Source organism: Novosphingobium sp. BF6 (genome assembly GCF_058273105.1).
The window spans coordinates 1,092,918-1,105,958 of sequence record NZ_CM177775.1 but is presented as its reverse complement, the minus strand read 5'-3'; the positions used below and the strand labels follow the sequence as shown (position 1 = coordinate 1,105,958).

Sequence of the window (13,041 nt, the reverse complement as noted above, 5' to 3'; positions counted from 1 at the left end):
TTTCGCTTTTAGTCGCGCTAATGGGAAGGCGCGCCCATAAGCGAAGCACGCCTTGTTGTCACCCCCCAAGAATCACAATCGCAATCGGAATCCGAAAGCGGGCCTCAGCTCCCGCGCAGGCGGATCATGAGCTTGGCGTCACCGGACACCACGCGTCCTTCGGGATCGCGCGCGGGCGTCCACTTCAGCTGTTCCCGGCCCAGCTTGCAGATATCCGCATCGAATTCCGACGAGACCGTCTTCGGCTCGAAGGTGCAGGATTTGACCGCGCCCTTGGGGTCTACGGTGAATTTCAGTTCGTGGCGCGTCATCGAATCCTTGTTGAAGATCGTGCCGTACCGCTCGCCCAGCTTGGCGAGTTCGGCGTTGAACGCCGCCTTGCTGCCGTCCAGCAGCGCCGGATCCTCGGCGAGACCCGCATAGTCCTGCTCAGGCACGAGGGTCTTCATGCGCTGCACCATGGCCAGCCACAGCTGCGCGCGCGCGATCTGCATCGGCGAATCGCGATCGACCAGCGCCTGGCACTGCGCCCCGGACGGGCTGGCATCGCGCGAAAGCAGGAAACGCACAGCGGCATCACGGCGATAGGCCATGGCCCAGGCTAGCGGCGTCATGCCGAAGAGGTCGGGCGAATCGATCGTGGTCGGAGCATCCAGCGCATCGCCGGTCGCCTCGGCCGAAGGCTCCTCGTCGAGGAGGTGGCGCAGCACCGCGACATTGCCCCGGCGCGCGGCGTCCGCCAGCGTAGGGTTCTCTGGCATCGGCCCGAGGTCGGCATAACCGTAAGTCCGCGTCTCCCCCTTTGTAGCGGTCTTGACGGCAGGCTTGGCCTTAGGGGGGCTCTTGTCCGTCGGTTTTGCGGCTTTCTCAGGCCCCTCGTCGCCCTCAACCTCGTCCGGAACCGCAACGGCGCGGCAGACATCGCGATAGGGATAGGCCGGATCGGCGATCAGCGTCTGGTTGAACGTGCGGGCGAAGGTCCCGAGCTTGTCCTCGCCCGGAGCGCCGGGCGCCTCACTGGGCGCTGGCGTCGGCTCGGCATCCTCGCCAAAATAGGTCACAACGCGGGCCATGCGCGGCGAGAGTCCGCCTCGCAGCACACATTGCGCACCGAACTCGGCGGTATCGATACCGTCCTGCGTCACCGCCGCGACAAGGCGGAAATCACCGGCCGCAGCGGCCTTGTGTGCTTCCGCCACCGGATCGGCCTTACCGCCCGCCAGCAGCGCCTTCAGCGCCTTGTCCGCAAGGCGATCCCGCTCCAGCGTGGCGGGATCCGCAAGTGGATCGTTGCAGGCCGGCTCAGCAGCCGGACTTTCCTGCACGTAAGTCTCGCCATTATCGCTCGGCTCGCTGCCGTCGCACGCGGAAAGGGCAAGAGCGGCCAGGCACAAGGATGAGGCCGCGATGGTCCTGCGAAGCAATGTATCCCCCAGGGAAATCCAAATCTGGCCGCGCTTAGCACAAGTCCGGGCGGTTAGGGGAGGCAGAGACGCAACCAATGAACGATTTTGCGCCGCCCCGATAAGCCCAGCGTAAACGAAAGGCCCGAAACGAGAAAAGGCCCCGACGTTTCCGCCGGGACCTTTTCACTGTTGCCTGAAGCAGGTCGATCAGTCGACCACCACAACCATGTGCGGCAGCTTGGCGATCGCACCACGGACTTCCGGGGTGTCTTCGCGCTCGACGACCTTGTGCATCTTGCCGAGGCCAAGACCGATGAGGATCTTCTTCTGGCTTTCGGGGCGACGGATCGGCGAACCGATCTGCTTGATCTTGATCTTCGCCATGACTGATTACTCCGCGATGGCTTCAGCAGCGGCTTCCGCCTCTGCTTCGCTTGCGCCGCCGCGACCCAGCAGGTCGGCGACCTTCTTGCCGCGACGCTGGGCAACCGACTTTGGCGAAGTCTGGTTGACGAGGGCGTCGAAGGTGGCGCGGATCATGTTGTACGGGTTCGAGGTGCCGACCGACTTGGTCACGACGTCAGCGACGCCGAGGCTTTCGAACACGGCGCGCATCGGGCCACCGGCGATGATGCCGGTACCGGCCGGAGCCGAACGCACATTCACCTTGCCGGCGCCGAAGTGGCCCTTGCCGTCGTGGTGAAGCGTGCGGCCTTCCTTGAGCGCCACGCGGACCATCTTCTTCTTGGCAGAAGCAGTGGCCTTGGTGATCGCCTCGGGAACTTCGCGAGCCTTGGCATGGCCGAAGCCGACGCGGCCCTTGCCGTCGCCAACGACGACGAGAGCTGCGAAACCGAAGCGCTTGCCGCCCTTCACGGTCTTCGAAACGCGGTTGATGTGGACGAGCTTCTCGATGAGCTCCTCGCCCTGTTCTTCCTCGTTGTTGCCACGGCCGCCACGGCGGTCGTCGCGACGGCCACGGCCGCCACGCTCGCCGCGTTCGCCACGGCCGCGACCGCGACCGCGACCTTCACGGACTTCCTGGCCTTCAGCGGCCGGGACGTCGGTCTGGATTTCGGTGTTTTCGTCAGCCATGATCAGAACTCCAGCCCGCCTTCACGGGCGGCTTCGGCCAGCGCCTTGACGCGGCCATGGAAGAGGAAACCGCCACGGTCGAACACAACCGAGGTAACGCCCGCCTTCTTGGCGGCCTCGGCGAGTTCCTTGCCAACGCGAACTGCGGCATCGGTATCGGTGCCCTTGGCGCCAAGCGTGTTGGCGGCAGCTACGGTGTGGCCCTGCGCATCGTCGATGATCTGCGCATAGATGTGACGGCCGGTGCGGTGCACCGACAGACGGGGACGACCACCCGCACGGGCCTTGAGAGCCGTGCGGACGCGCCGGCGACGGCGCTCGAAAAGGGAAAGCTTGGCCATTACTTCTTCTTCCCTTCCTTGCGGAAGATGAATTCGCCGCGGTACTTGATGCCCTTGCCCTTGTAGGGTTCGGGCTTGCGCCAGCGACGGATCTCGGCCGCGAGTTGGCCGACCTTCTGCTTGTCGATACCCGAGATTTCGACCGTGGTGTTATCCGGGGTCTTGATCTCGATGCCTTCCGGCACAGCGATGTCCACGTCGTGCGAATAGCCGAGCTGGAGCTTCAGGTTCTTGCCCTGAGCCGCGGCGCGGTAGCCGACGCCCTTGATTTCGAGGACCTTGGAGAAGCCGTTGGTCACGCCTTCAACGAGGTTCGAAACGAGGGTGCGCTGCATGCCCCAGTGGCTGCGGGCAGCCTTGGTCTGGTTGGCGGGCTGAACGGCGATCGAACCTTCTTCGACCGAGTAGGTCACGAGGTCCGACAGACCCAGCGTCAGGGTACCCTTGGGACCCTTCACGCTGAGCACGCCGTTGTCGATGGCGGCAGTGACCCCGCCAGGGATCACGACCGGCTTCTTGCCGATGCGGCTCATTAGAACACCTCCGCCAGCACTTCGCCACCAACGTTCTGCGAGCGGGCTTCGGCATCCGAAAGCACGCCGCGGGGCGTCGAGACGATGGTGATGCCGAGACCGTTGCGTACGACCGGGAGTTCCTTCGAACCCGAGTAGACGCGGCGGCCAGGCTTGGAGACGCGAGCGATGTGCTTGATGGCGGGTTCGCCTTCGAAGTACTTCAGCTCGATGCGAAGCTGCGGGTGCGCGCCGGTGGCGTCATCGCTGAAGCCACGGATGTAGCCTTCGCGCTGAAGCACTTCGAGCACGCGAGCACGAAGCTTGGAAGCGGGCGACAGGACGGTGTCCTTCTTCGCCTGCTGTCCGTTGCGGATGCGGGTGAGCATATCACCCAGGGGATCGGTCATAGCCATTGCTTCGTACCCTTACCAGCTCGACTTGGTCACGCCGGGGATCATGCCCTTATTGGCAAGATCGCGCAGCTCGATGCGGCAGAGACCAAACTTGCGGTAGTAACCGCGCGGACGGCCGGTCGTCGCACAACGGTTGCGAACCCGGGTCGGGTTACCGTTGCGCGGGATTTCGGCCAGCTTCAGGCGGGCGATGAGGCGCTCGGTTTCATCGAGCGATTCGTCATCGGCAACTGCCTTCAGGCGCGCGTACTTGCCTGCATACTTCTTAACGAGCTGCTTGCGGCGCTCGTTCTTGTTCACGGAACTCAGTTTCGCCATGGACTTAAGCTCTCTTCCTCAGCGGCTCACGCCGCTTCCTTCTGTTCCGACTCTTCAGCCGGGAACGGGAAACCGAACAGACGAAGCAGTTCGCGTGCTTCCTCGTCGGTCTTCGCGGTGGTGGTGACGATGATGTCCATGCCACGCACCTTCTCGATCTTGTCGTAGCTGATCTCCGGGAAGATGATCTGCTCCTTGAGACCCATCGCGTAGTTGCCGCGACCGTCGAACGACTTCGGGTTCAGGCCACGGAAGTCGCGGATGCGGGGCATCGCGATGGTGACGAGACGATCGAGGAACTCGTACATGCGCTCACGACGGAGCGTCACCTTGCAGCCGATCGGCATGCCTTCGCGCAGCTTGAACTGGGCGATCGACTTGCGGGCCTTGGTCACGACGGGCTTCTGACCGGCGATGGCTTCCATCTCGGCAGCAGCGGTCTGGACCTTCTTCTTGTCCTGGCTCGCTTCGCCGACGCCCATGTTGAGCGTGATCTTCTCGATCTTCGGCACTTCCATCACGTTCTTGTAACCGAACTTCTCGGTCATCGCCTTCGCGATTTCAGCGTCGTACTTCGAGCGCAGACGCGGAGTGTACTTCTCAGCCATCGATGGTCTCCCCGGACTTCACGGCCACACGGACCTTCTTGCCGTCCTTGGTTTCGAAGCGAACGCGGGTCGGCTTGCCGTCCTTGTCGGCAACGGCAACCTTGCAGATCGCCATCGGAGCCGGCGTACGCTCGATGCCGCCCTGCGGGTTCTGCTGGATCGGCTTGCGGTGCTTGGTAGCAACGTTCACGCCCTCGACCACGACCTTGGCGTCCTTCGGGATAACCTGAAGCACGGTGCCGGTGCGGCCCTTGTCCTTGCCGGACAGGACGACGACGGAGTCACCCTTCTTGATCTTCGCGGCAGCCATTACAGCACCTCCGGAGCAAGCGAGATGATCTTCATGAAGCCCTTGCCGCGAAGCTCGCGCACGACGGGGCCAAAGATACGGGTGCCGATCGGCTCCTCGTTCTTGTTGATGAGCACCGCTGCGTTGCTGTCGAAGCGGATAACGCTGCCGTCGGTACGACGGACGTCCTTGCGGGTACGCACGATCACCGCACGGTGAACGTCGCCCTTCTTGACGCGAGCGCGGGGCTGCGCCTCCTTCACCGACACCACGATGATGTCGCCGACGCCTGCGAAACGACGCTTAGACCCGCCCAGCACCTTGATGCACTGAACGCGCTTTGCGCCGCTGTTGTCCGCGACGTCGAGATTGGATTGCATCTGGATCATCGATCCGAGTCCTTCTCAACTGGCTTGCCGGAACAAGTCCGGCAGTTCCTAAAAAGACAGGCCCACGAGGGGCCCGAGTCGCCCCGACGGGCGAAGTGCGCGCATTTGACGCATTCGTCCGTCCAGGTCAACACTCTTGTCCGGCCCTGAGGCCGAGGCAGATCAAACCGGCCATGTCTTCAGGGACATGGCCGGTCCAAATCTTATACCTCGGCTTCGAGCGCGGTACCCTTGCTCGCCTGAAGACGGTCAAGAACCTTCCAGGTCTTGGTCTTCGAGAAGGGCTTCGTCTCCTCGATCCGGACGCGTTCGCCGGTCTTGAAGGCGTTGTCTTCGTCGTGAGCGTGGTACTTCTTCGAGCGACGGATGATCTTCCCGTAAAGGGGGTGCTTCACCTTGCGCTCGACCAGCACGGTCACGGTCTTGTCGGTCTTGTCGGAAACGACGGTCCCGATCAGAATACGCTTGGGCATCGTGTTTCCTCCTTAGGCCTGCGCCGCACGCTCGGCCTGGAGCGTCTTGATGCGGGCGATGTCACGACGCACCTGCTTGATGCGCGCGGGCGCCTCAAGCTGGCTGGTCGCGGCCTGGAACCGCAGGTTGAACTGCTCGCGCTTCAGCTCGACGAGGTCAGCGGTGAGCTGGTCGTCGGTCTTGGCGCGAAGGTCTTCGATCTTGTTAGCCATGATTCGACTTCCTTACTCGCCGCCAAGGTGCGAGGTGTCGCCGAGGCGAGCCACGACCTTGGTCTTGATCGGCAGCTTCATCGCAGCGCGGCTGAAAGCCTCGGCTGCGAGGGGGCCAGCGACGCCGTCCAGTTCGAACAGGATGCGGCCCGGCTTGACGCGGGCAGCCCAGTATTCGACCGAACCCTTGCCCTTACCCTGACGGACTTCAGCAGGCTTCTTCGAAACCGGCACGTCGGGGAAAACGCGGATCCAGAGACGGCCCTGGCGCTTGATGTGACGCGTGATCGCGCGGCGAGCCGCTTCGATCTGGCGGGCGGTGATCCGCTCGGGCTCGAGAGCCTTGAGGCCATACGAGCCGAAGTTCAGGTCGGTGCCGCCCTTGGCATCACCCTTGATCCGGCCCTTGAAGGCCTTGCGGAACTTGGTCTTCTTCGGTTGCAGCATGACTCTTAGTTCCTGCGGTCATCGCGTGCCGGACGCACGCCGGAGGTCTGTGCCTCCATCATCAGGCGGTCCTGCGCCATCGGGTCGTGGCCAAGGATTTCGCCCTTGAAGATCCAGACCTTGATGCCGATGATGCCATAGGCGGTCAGCGCCTCGGCTTCGGCATAGTCGATGTTTGCACGCAGGGTGTGAAGCGGCACGCGGCCTTCACGGTACCATTCGGTACGCGCGATTTCCGCACCGCCAAGGCGACCACCGCAGGTGATCTTGATGCCTTCAGCGCCGAGACGAAGGGCCGACTGAACGGCGCGCTTCATCGCACGGCGGAACGCAACGCGGCGGATCAGCTGATCGGCGATACCCTGGGCGACGAGCTTCGAATCGACTTCCGGCTTGCGGATTTCGACGATGTTCAGCTTCACTTCGCTGCTGGTGATCTTCGCCAGCTCCTTGCGGAGCTTCTCGATGTCCGCACCCTTCTTGCCGATGATCACACCGGGACGGGCTGCATAGATCGAGATGCGGCACAGCTTGGCCGGACGCTCGATCACCACCTTCGAGATAGCGGCCTGGGGCAGCTTCGCGACGATGAACTTGCGGATCTTGAGGTCTTCCTCAAGCAGCTTGCCGTAGTCCCGGCCTTCCGCGAACCAGCGGCTGTCCCAGGTACGGTTGATCTGCAGACGCAGACCGATCGGATTGCTCTTATGACCCATGGATCAGGCCTCCTCGACTTCGCGAACGACGATCCGCAGGCGCGAAAACGGCTTGAGGATACGGGTGGACTTGCCGCGACCACGAGCGTGGAAACGCTTCATGGTGATCGACTTGCCGACCGACGCCTCGGCGACGACGAGAGCGTCGACGTCGAGGTTGTGGTTGTTTTCCGCATTCGCGATCGCCGAAGCGAGGATCTTGCGCGCGTCCTGGGCCATCGCCTTCTTGGAGAAGGCCAGGATGTTCATCGCGTCTTCGACCTTGCGGCCGCGGATCAGGGCGGCGACGAGGTTGAGCTTCTGGGCGGAACCACGGATGGTGGTGCCGACCGCAAGAGCTTCCTTCTCGCCGACGCGGCGGGGTGCTGCCTGCTTGCTCATTAGCGCTTGCCCTTCTTGTCGGCAGCGTGGCCGGGGAACGTGCGCGTGGGCGCGAATTCACCAAGCTTGTGGCCGACCATGTCCTCGTTGACCGAGACCGGGATGAACTTGTGTCCGTTGTAGACCTGGAAGGTCAGGCCAACGAACTGCGGAAGGATGGTGGAGCGACGCGACCAGGTCTTGATCGGAGCAGCCTTTGCACCGGCATCCTGCGCGACCTCGGCCTTCTTGAGAAGGTACAGGTCGACGAAGGGGCCTTTCCAGACGGAACGTGCCATCGTGTCTTACCTCTTCTTCTTGGCGTGGCGCGAACGGATGATCATCTTGTCCGTCTGCTTGTTGTTGCGGGTACGAGCGCCCTTGGTCGGCTTGCCCCACGGAGTGACCGGGTGACGGCCGCCCGAGGTACGGCCTTCACCACCACCGTGCGGGTGGTCGACCGGGTTCTTGGCAACACCGCGGGTCAGCGGGCGACGGCCCAGCCAACGGCCGCGACCGGCCTTGGCGAGGGTCTGGTTGGCGTTGTCGGGGTTCGACACGGCGCCAACGGTGCCCATGCAGTCGCCACGCAGGTAGCGCTGCTCACCCGAGTTGAGGCGAACGATGACCATGCCGCGGTCACGACCGACGACCTGGACGTAGGTGCCTGCCGAACGTGCGATCTGACCGCCCTTGCCGGGCTTCATCTCGACGTTGTGGCAGATCGTGCCGACCGGCATCTGCGACAGAAGCATGGCGTTGCCGGGCTTCACGTCGGTCTTCTCACCGGCGATCACCACGTCGCCGACGGCGAGGCGCTGCGGCGCGATGATGTAGGTCAGTTCACCGTCGGTGTACTTCACGAGCGCGATGAAAGCGGTGCGGTTGGGATCGTATTCGATACGCTCCACGGTCGCTTCCATGTCCCACTTACGACGCTTGAAGTCGATGAAGCGGTACTTCTGCTTGTGGCCGCCAGCGATGCCGCGCGAGGTCACGTGACCCTTGTTGTTGCGGCCGCCGGTCTTGCTCTTGCCTTCGGTCAGCGCCTTGAGGGGCTTGCCCTTCCAGAGCGACGACTTGTCGACGAGGACCAGGCCGCGGCGTGCGGGGCTGGTCGGGTTGTAATGCTTGAGTGCCATCGGAAATTAACCCCGCGCGCCTTCGGTGATGTCGATCGACTGGCCTTCGGCCAGCGTGACAATCGCCTTCTTCACGTCGCTGCGACGGTAAGCCTTACCGCGCCAGCGCTTGGTCTTGCCCTTGACGACCAGCGTGTTCACGCCGGTGACCTTGACGTCGAAGAGAGCTTCGACGGCGGCCTTGATCTCGGGCTTGGTCGCCTTGTCAGCAACCTTGAAGACGACGGCGTTCTGCTCGGAAAGCAGGGTCGACTTCTCGGTGATGTGCGGCGAGAGGATCACGTCGTAGTGACGGATGTCCACGGTCTTAGCCATTGAAACGCGCCTCCAGCTTTTCGACAGCGGCGCGCGTCAACACCAGCGTATCATGCTTCAGGATGTCGTAGACGTTCGCGCCGACAGCCGGGAGCACGTTCACGCCGACGATGTTGCGGGCAGCCAGGGCGAAGCCCTCGTTGACCTGCTCACCGTCCATGACGAGAACCTTCTTGCCGAAGTTCGCCTTGGCGAGCTGACCGGCGAGCGCCTTGGTCTTGGCGTCGGAAACGTCGAGCGAGTCGACGATCACGAGACCGTTCTGAGCCTTGGCCGAAAGAGCCATCTTCAGACCGAGTGCACGGATCTTCTTGTTCAGCGAGATGTTGAACTCGCGGCGACGGGCACCGTGAGCCTTACCACCGCCGATGAAGACGGGAGCGGCACGGTCGCCGTGACGGGCAGTACCGCCACCCTTCTGGCGGCCGAACTTCTTGCCGGTACGGGCAACGTCCGAACGCTCGCGGGTCGCACGGGCGATGCCGCGACGGTTTTCGAGCTGCCAGGTGACGACGCGGTGCAGGATGTCCGCGCGCGGTTCGAGACCGAACACGTCGTCCGACAGTTCGATGTCGGCGTTGGCGGCCGAACCGTCGATGTTGAGGACCTGAACCTTCATGATTAGCCCTCCTGGCCTTCGGTCGCTTCGGGAGCCGCGGCTTCGGCCGGGGTCACGGCAGCGGCCGTATCATTGGTATTGGCAACCGACTTGATGCCGGCGGGGTACGGAGCCTCGGCGTGACGGTCGACCTTGACGGCGTCCGAAACGGTGAGCCAGGCGTTCTTCGAACCGGGAACCGAGCCCTTGACGAAGATCAGGCCACGCTCGTCGTCCACGCGGACGACTTCGAGGTTCTGCTGGGTGCGCTGACGGTCGCCCATGTGGCCGGCCATCTTCTTGTTCTTGAACACCTTGCCCGGATCCTGACGGTTACCCGTCGAACCGTGCGCACGGTGCGAGATCGAAACACCGTGGGTGGCGCGCATACCGCCGAAGCCCCAGCGCTTCATGGCGCCCTGGAAGCCCTTACCCTGGGTGTGGCCGCCTACGTCGACCAGCTGGCCGGGCACGAAGTGCGAGGCAGCGATGGTGGCGCCGACTTCCAGAAGGGCGTCGTCGGCGACGCGGAATTCCGCGACGCGCATCTTGAGGGGAACCTGAGCCTTAGCGAAGTGCTCACGCTGCGGCTTGGCAACGTTCTTCTGCTTTGCTTCGCCCGCACCCAGCTGAACCGCGACGTAGCCGTCACGATCAGCAGTACGAACCGAAACCACCTGACAGTCTTCAAGTGCCAGGACAGTGACGGGCACGTGGCGACCGTCCTCCTGGAACAGGCGGGTCATCCCGACTTTCTTGGCGATCACGCCTGTACGCATGACCTTTCTCCTTACAGAGGCGTACGCAGGACCATCCCTCGTACGCGTGTCCAACCCTGTTATGATACGAACCCCGCCCGGGTCAGGTGTTCCCTGCAAGCCCACTATGGACTGCGGAAACGAGACGGGGGACGCATTCCCGACGCTTCCCGAAGGAGACGGCGGAGGTATCCCTTGTGTCCCCTCGGTTTCCCTTAGGGGCGCTGTCTCTGCGAACTTCTGTTCGCAAAGCCGGCCTCATGGCCGACAAGGTAATCTGGATCCGAGGATCCGAAATTCACCGATCGTTTCAAGTCCGATCAAAAGACTGTCGGGGCAACCTTGAAGGTCACCCCGAAAAACCGGCTCAGGCCAGCTTGATCTCGACGTTCACGCCGGCAGCCAGGTCGAGCTTCATCAGAGCGTCGACGGTAGCTGCGTTCGGCTGCACGATGTCAAGCAGGCGCTTGTAGGTGCGGACTTCGAACTGCTCACGCGACTTCTTGTCGATGTGCGGACCACGGTTGACCGTGAACTTCTCGATCTTGGCCGGCAGAGGAATGGGCCCACGAATCAGAGCGCCGGTGCGGCGGGCCGTGTCGGCGATTTCGCCAGTGGCCTGGTCGAGCACGCGATGGTCAAACGCCTTCAGGCGGATACGGATGTTCTGAGCTTCCATTACCTACTACCGATGAGAAAGAGCCATAGGACCAGAAGTCCCGTCAAATTCGAACCGCGCCCCTACACGGTGAAGACGAGTCGGGCAACCCCTGATTTCAAGAAGTCCGGCAGGTTTTCGGCCAATTCATGAAGGCCGCCGACGCGGTTCGTCGCATCCGCCCTTCCCTGCGCCCTGTCCGCATCCTACCTTGGCCGGGCGACGCCTAACAGAAGCCGCTTTCCATGTCCCCCATCTCCACGACAATTTCCAGTGCGCTTGCCGCGCTGACCCTTGCATGCCAGGCGCCGACGTGCTCACCGCCCACGCCTCCATGCCCGATACCACGGGCGCGCCGGTGGACGATGCCTGCCGCGAAGCCGCCCGCGCCAGCAATGGCGGCAACGACGGCACGATCGTCGTCTGCTCCCACGGCGGCGACGGCACCAACCAGCGGGTTCCGGCCTCGAAGTCGCTGGACGAAAGCACACGCACCGGCGCGGCCTACCCGCCGGACCTCTGGGACCTGCCCGGCTGCCTCGGCCCCTGCATCACCATACCGTTCGGCCGCGTGCCGGAACCGGTCTACTACATCGACCTCAAGTCCATCCCCGAAGCCCCCAAGGGCTCGGATGCCTGGAAGATCGGGCAAGGCGAATTGCGTGCGCGATAAAGGCGCCGGTCAAGAATTCGAGCCCATCAACGCGAAAAGCCCGGCGTCTCTTTCGAGACGCCGGGCCAATCACTTTAGCCGTAGCTGCTAGATCGACGAATTACTTCGTGATCGTGGCAACGACGCCCGAACCGACGGTGCGGCCGCCTTCGCGGATTGCGAAGCGGAGACCTTCGTCCATGGCGATCGGAGCGATCAGCTTGATCGACAGCGAAACGTTGTCGCCAGGCATAACCATCTCGGTGCCCTCGGGAAGGATCACTTCGCCGGTCACGTCGGTGGTGCGGAAGTAGAACTGCGGACGGTAGTTCGCGAAGAACGGTGTGTGACGGCCGCCTTCGTCCTTCGACAGGACGTAGACTTCAGCCGAGAACTCGGTGTGCGGGGTCACGGTGCCCGGCTTGGCGAGAACCTGGCCACGCTCAACGTCGTCGCGCTTCAGGCCACGAACCAGCGCGCCGATGTTGTCGCCGGCTTCACCCTGGTCGAGCAGCTTGCGGAACATTTCGACGCCGGTGACGGTGGTCTTCTGCGTGTCGCGGATACCGACGACTTCGACTTCTTCACCAACCTTGACGATGCCGGTTTCGACGCGGCCGGTCACAACCGTACCACGACCCGAGATCGAGAACACGTCTTCGACGGGCATCAGGAATGCCTTGTCGGTGGGACGCGGGGGCTGCGGGATGAAGTCGTCGACAGCCTTCATGAGTTCGAGGATCGAGCTCTTGCCGATTTCGTCGTCACGGCCTTCGAGAGCGGCCAGAGCCGAACCCTTGATGACGGGGATGTTGTCGCCGTCGAAGTCGTACGACGAGAGCAGTTCGCGAACTTCGAGTTCGACGAGCTCGAGCAGCTCGGCGTCGTCGACCTGGTCGACCTTGTTCATGTACACGACCAGCTGCGGCACGCCGACCTGGCGAGCGAGCAGGATGTGTTCGCGGGTCTGCGGCATCGGGCCGTCAGCAGCGTTCACAACGAGGATAGCGCCGTCCATCTGGGCAGCACCGGTGATCATGTTCTTCACGTAGTCAGCGTGACCCGGGCAGTCGACGTGCGCGTAGTGACGTGCTTCGGTCTCGTACTCAACGTGAGCGGTCGAGATCGTGATGCCGCGCTCGCGCTCTTCCGGAGCCTTGTCGATGTTCGCGAAGTCAACGGCTTCACCGCCGAAGGTTTCCGACATCACCTTCGTGATGGCGGCCGTCAGGGTGGTCTTGCCGTGGTCAACGTGACCGATGGTGCCGATGTTGCAGTGCGGCTTGTTCCGCTCGAATTTTGCCTTCGCCATTTTCAAACCTTCTTTGCTTGAAT

23 protein-coding genes are annotated in these 13,041 nt (G+C 63.1%); 1 reads left to right on the top strand and 22 read right to left on the bottom strand.

Annotated features, from left to right (window positions below):
* Positions 1–104: 104 nt before the first annotated feature.
* The 21 genes from AC4D6D_RS05455 to rpsJ all read right to left on the bottom strand — a co-directional run bounded on the left by AC4D6D_RS05455 (position 105) and on the right by rpsJ (position 11,075).
* Positions 105–1,424 carry an ankyrin repeat domain-containing protein gene (locus AC4D6D_RS05455; RefSeq protein ID WP_491326812.1) on the bottom strand — a complete coding sequence of 440 codons (1,320 nt, stop codon included), beginning with the start codon at positions 1,422–1,424 and terminating at the stop codon, positions 105–107.
* Between the two features lie 189 nt (positions 1,425–1,613).
* Complete coding sequence (rpmD, locus tag AC4D6D_RS05450; RefSeq protein WP_132386837.1) at positions 1,614–1,790, bottom strand: 50S ribosomal protein L30; 177 nt, start codon at positions 1,788–1,790, stop codon at positions 1,614–1,616.
* A 6-nt stretch (positions 1,791–1,796) separates the two neighbouring features.
* The gene (gene rpsE / locus AC4D6D_RS05445) at positions 1,797–2,501 is read right to left on the bottom strand and encodes a 30S ribosomal protein S5 (protein WP_147219119.1); all 705 of its coding nucleotides are present in this window, start codon (positions 2,499–2,501) and stop codon (positions 1,797–1,799) included.
* 2 nt (positions 2,502–2,503) lie between these two features.
* Positions 2,504–2,842 carry a 50S ribosomal protein L18 gene (gene rplR, locus AC4D6D_RS05440; protein WP_147219117.1) on the bottom strand — a complete coding sequence of 113 codons (339 nt, stop codon included), beginning with the start codon at positions 2,840–2,842 and terminating at the stop codon, positions 2,504–2,506.
* Complete coding sequence (gene rplF, locus AC4D6D_RS05435; RefSeq protein ID WP_132386843.1) at positions 2,842–3,375, bottom strand: 50S ribosomal protein L6; 534 nt, start codon at positions 3,373–3,375, stop codon at positions 2,842–2,844. The genes rplR and rplF overlap by 1 nt, the downstream gene beginning before the upstream one ends.
* Positions 3,375–3,770, bottom strand: a complete 396-nt coding sequence (gene rpsH, locus AC4D6D_RS05430) for a 30S ribosomal protein S8 (protein WP_147219115.1) — start codon at positions 3,768–3,770, stop codon at positions 3,375–3,377. Before rpsH ends, rplF begins: the two co-directional genes overlap by 1 nt.
* A gap of 12 nt (positions 3,771–3,782) precedes the next feature.
* Positions 3,783–4,088, bottom strand: a complete 306-nt coding sequence (gene rpsN / locus AC4D6D_RS05425) for a 30S ribosomal protein S14 (RefSeq protein ID WP_054440327.1) — start codon at positions 4,086–4,088, stop codon at positions 3,783–3,785.
* A 26-nt stretch (positions 4,089–4,114) separates the two neighbouring features.
* Positions 4,115–4,696 carry a 50S ribosomal protein L5 gene (gene rplE, locus AC4D6D_RS05420; protein ID WP_021233434.1) on the bottom strand — a complete coding sequence of 194 codons (582 nt, stop codon included), beginning with the start codon at positions 4,694–4,696 and terminating at the stop codon, positions 4,115–4,117.
* Complete coding sequence (gene rplX, locus AC4D6D_RS05415; protein WP_491326811.1) at positions 4,689–5,006, bottom strand: 50S ribosomal protein L24; 318 nt, start codon at positions 5,004–5,006, stop codon at positions 4,689–4,691. The genes rplE and rplX overlap by 8 nt, the downstream gene beginning before the upstream one ends.
* The gene (gene rplN / locus AC4D6D_RS05410; protein ID WP_086490050.1) at positions 5,006–5,374 is read right to left on the bottom strand and encodes a 50S ribosomal protein L14; all 369 of its coding nucleotides are present in this window, start codon (positions 5,372–5,374) and stop codon (positions 5,006–5,008) included. Before rplN ends, rplX begins: the two co-directional genes overlap by 1 nt.
* A gap of 203 nt (positions 5,375–5,577) precedes the next feature.
* The gene (gene rpsQ / locus AC4D6D_RS05405) at positions 5,578–5,847 is read right to left on the bottom strand and encodes a 30S ribosomal protein S17 (RefSeq protein WP_021233437.1); all 270 of its coding nucleotides are present in this window, start codon (positions 5,845–5,847) and stop codon (positions 5,578–5,580) included.
* A 12-nt stretch (positions 5,848–5,859) separates the two neighbouring features.
* The gene (gene rpmC / locus AC4D6D_RS05400) at positions 5,860–6,060 is read right to left on the bottom strand and encodes a 50S ribosomal protein L29 (RefSeq protein WP_021233438.1); all 201 of its coding nucleotides are present in this window, start codon (positions 6,058–6,060) and stop codon (positions 5,860–5,862) included.
* A gap of 12 nt (positions 6,061–6,072) precedes the next feature.
* On the bottom strand, positions 6,073–6,507 hold the full coding sequence (rplP, locus tag AC4D6D_RS05395; RefSeq protein ID WP_021233439.1) for a 50S ribosomal protein L16: 435 nt from the start codon (positions 6,505–6,507) through the stop codon (positions 6,073–6,075).
* A gap of 5 nt (positions 6,508–6,512) precedes the next feature.
* Positions 6,513–7,223 carry a 30S ribosomal protein S3 gene (gene rpsC / locus AC4D6D_RS05390; RefSeq protein WP_147219111.1) on the bottom strand — a complete coding sequence of 237 codons (711 nt, stop codon included), beginning with the start codon at positions 7,221–7,223 and terminating at the stop codon, positions 6,513–6,515.
* Between the two features lie 3 nt (positions 7,224–7,226).
* Positions 7,227–7,604, bottom strand: a complete 378-nt coding sequence (gene rplV, locus AC4D6D_RS05385) for a 50S ribosomal protein L22 (RefSeq protein ID WP_132386855.1) — start codon at positions 7,602–7,604, stop codon at positions 7,227–7,229.
* Positions 7,604–7,882 (bottom strand): 30S ribosomal protein S19, encoded by a 279-nt coding sequence (rpsS, locus tag AC4D6D_RS05380; RefSeq protein WP_086490053.1) that lies wholly within the window; start codon positions 7,880–7,882, stop codon positions 7,604–7,606. Before rpsS ends, rplV begins: the two co-directional genes overlap by 1 nt.
* A 6-nt stretch (positions 7,883–7,888) precedes the next feature.
* Positions 7,889–8,725: a 50S ribosomal protein L2 gene (gene rplB, locus AC4D6D_RS05375; protein ID WP_147219109.1), complete on the bottom strand. Its 837-nt coding sequence runs from the start codon at positions 8,723–8,725 to the stop codon at positions 7,889–7,891.
* Positions 8,726–8,731: 6 nt separating this feature from the next.
* Positions 8,732–9,040 carry a 50S ribosomal protein L23 gene (locus AC4D6D_RS05370; protein ID WP_147219107.1) on the bottom strand — a complete coding sequence of 103 codons (309 nt, stop codon included), beginning with the start codon at positions 9,038–9,040 and terminating at the stop codon, positions 8,732–8,734.
* Positions 9,033–9,659 (bottom strand): 50S ribosomal protein L4, encoded by a 627-nt coding sequence (gene rplD, locus AC4D6D_RS05365; protein WP_021233445.1) that lies wholly within the window; start codon positions 9,657–9,659, stop codon positions 9,033–9,035. The genes AC4D6D_RS05370 and rplD overlap by 8 nt, the downstream gene beginning before the upstream one ends.
* A gap of 2 nt (positions 9,660–9,661) precedes the next feature.
* A complete protein-coding gene (rplC, locus tag AC4D6D_RS05360) occupies positions 9,662–10,417 on the bottom strand; it encodes a 50S ribosomal protein L3 (RefSeq protein WP_142635117.1) in 756 nt (251 codons plus the stop codon).
* A gap of 346 nt (positions 10,418–10,763) precedes the next feature.
* On the bottom strand, positions 10,764–11,075 hold the full coding sequence (rpsJ, locus tag AC4D6D_RS05355; protein WP_491326810.1) for a 30S ribosomal protein S10: 312 nt from the start codon (positions 11,073–11,075) through the stop codon (positions 10,764–10,766).
* A 277-nt stretch (positions 11,076–11,352) separates the two neighbouring features.
* Between rpsJ and AC4D6D_RS05350 the strand changes: the two genes are divergently transcribed.
* The gene (locus AC4D6D_RS05350; RefSeq protein ID WP_491326809.1) at positions 11,353–11,727 is read left to right on the top strand and encodes a hypothetical protein; all 375 of its coding nucleotides are present in this window, start codon (positions 11,353–11,355) and stop codon (positions 11,725–11,727) included.
* Positions 11,728–11,827: 100 nt separating this feature from the next.
* Here AC4D6D_RS05350 and tuf read toward each other — a convergent pair whose 3' ends face one another.
* On the bottom strand, positions 11,828–13,018 hold the full coding sequence (tuf, locus tag AC4D6D_RS05345) for an elongation factor Tu (protein ID WP_147219103.1): 1,191 nt from the start codon (positions 13,016–13,018) through the stop codon (positions 11,828–11,830).
* Positions 13,019–13,041: the final 23 nt, after the last annotated feature.

Bases quoted from the DNA above. Each gene is read 5' to 3' on its own strand.
- rpmD (WP_132386837.1), bottom strand. From the start codon at position 1,790: ATGGCGAAGATCAAGATCAAGCAGATCGGTTCGCCGATCCGTCGCCCC.
- rpsE (WP_147219119.1), bottom strand. From the start codon at position 2,501: ATGGCTGACGAAAACACCGAAATCCAGACCGACGTCCCGGCCGCTGAA.
- rplR (WP_147219117.1), bottom strand. From the start codon at position 2,842: ATGGCCAAGCTTTCCCTTTTCGAGCGCCGTCGCCGGCGCGTCCGCACG.
- rplF (WP_132386843.1), bottom strand. From the start codon at position 3,375: ATGAGCCGCATCGGCAAGAAGCCGGTCGTGATCCCTGGCGGGGTCACT.
- rpsH (WP_147219115.1), bottom strand. From the start codon at position 3,770: ATGGCTATGACCGATCCCCTGGGTGATATGCTCACCCGCATCCGCAAC.
- rpsN (WP_054440327.1), bottom strand. From the start codon at position 4,088: ATGGCGAAACTGAGTTCCGTGAACAAGAACGAGCGCCGCAAGCAGCTC.
- rplE (WP_021233434.1), bottom strand. From the start codon at position 4,696: ATGGCTGAGAAGTACACTCCGCGTCTGCGCTCGAAGTACGACGCTGAA.
- rplX (WP_491326811.1), bottom strand. From the start codon at position 5,006: ATGGCTGCCGCGAAGATCAAGAAGGGTGACTCCGTCGTCGTCCTGTCC.
- rplN (WP_086490050.1), bottom strand. From the start codon at position 5,374: ATGATCCAGATGCAATCCAATCTCGACGTCGCGGACAACAGCGGCGCA.
- rpsQ (WP_021233437.1), bottom strand. From the start codon at position 5,847: ATGCCCAAGCGTATTCTGATCGGGACCGTCGTTTCCGACAAGACCGAC.
- rpmC (WP_021233438.1), bottom strand. From the start codon at position 6,060: ATGGCTAACAAGATCGAAGACCTTCGCGCCAAGACCGACGACCAGCTC.
- rplP (WP_021233439.1), bottom strand. From the start codon at position 6,507: ATGCTGCAACCGAAGAAGACCAAGTTCCGCAAGGCCTTCAAGGGCCGG.
- rpsC (WP_147219111.1), bottom strand. From the start codon at position 7,223: ATGGGTCATAAGAGCAATCCGATCGGTCTGCGTCTGCAGATCAACCGT.
- rplV (WP_132386855.1), bottom strand. From the start codon at position 7,604: ATGAGCAAGCAGGCAGCACCCCGCCGCGTCGGCGAGAAGGAAGCTCTT.
- rpsS (WP_086490053.1), bottom strand. From the start codon at position 7,882: ATGGCACGTTCCGTCTGGAAAGGCCCCTTCGTCGACCTGTACCTTCTC.
- rplB (WP_147219109.1), bottom strand. From the start codon at position 8,725: ATGGCACTCAAGCATTACAACCCGACCAGCCCCGCACGCCGCGGCCTG.
- AC4D6D_RS05370 (WP_147219107.1), bottom strand. From the start codon at position 9,040: ATGGCTAAGACCGTGGACATCCGTCACTACGACGTGATCCTCTCGCCG.
- rplD (WP_021233445.1), bottom strand. From the start codon at position 9,659: ATGAAGGTTCAGGTCCTCAACATCGACGGTTCGGCCGCCAACGCCGAC.
- rplC (WP_142635117.1), bottom strand. From the start codon at position 10,417: ATGCGTACAGGCGTGATCGCCAAGAAAGTCGGGATGACCCGCCTGTTC.
- rpsJ (WP_491326810.1), bottom strand. From the start codon at position 11,075: ATGGAAGCTCAGAACATCCGTATCCGCCTGAAGGCGTTTGACCATCGC.
- AC4D6D_RS05350 (WP_491326809.1), top strand. From the start codon at position 11,353: ATGCCAGGCGCCGACGTGCTCACCGCCCACGCCTCCATGCCCGATACC.
- tuf (WP_147219103.1), bottom strand. From the start codon at position 13,018: ATGGCGAAGGCAAAATTCGAGCGGAACAAGCCGCACTGCAACATCGGC.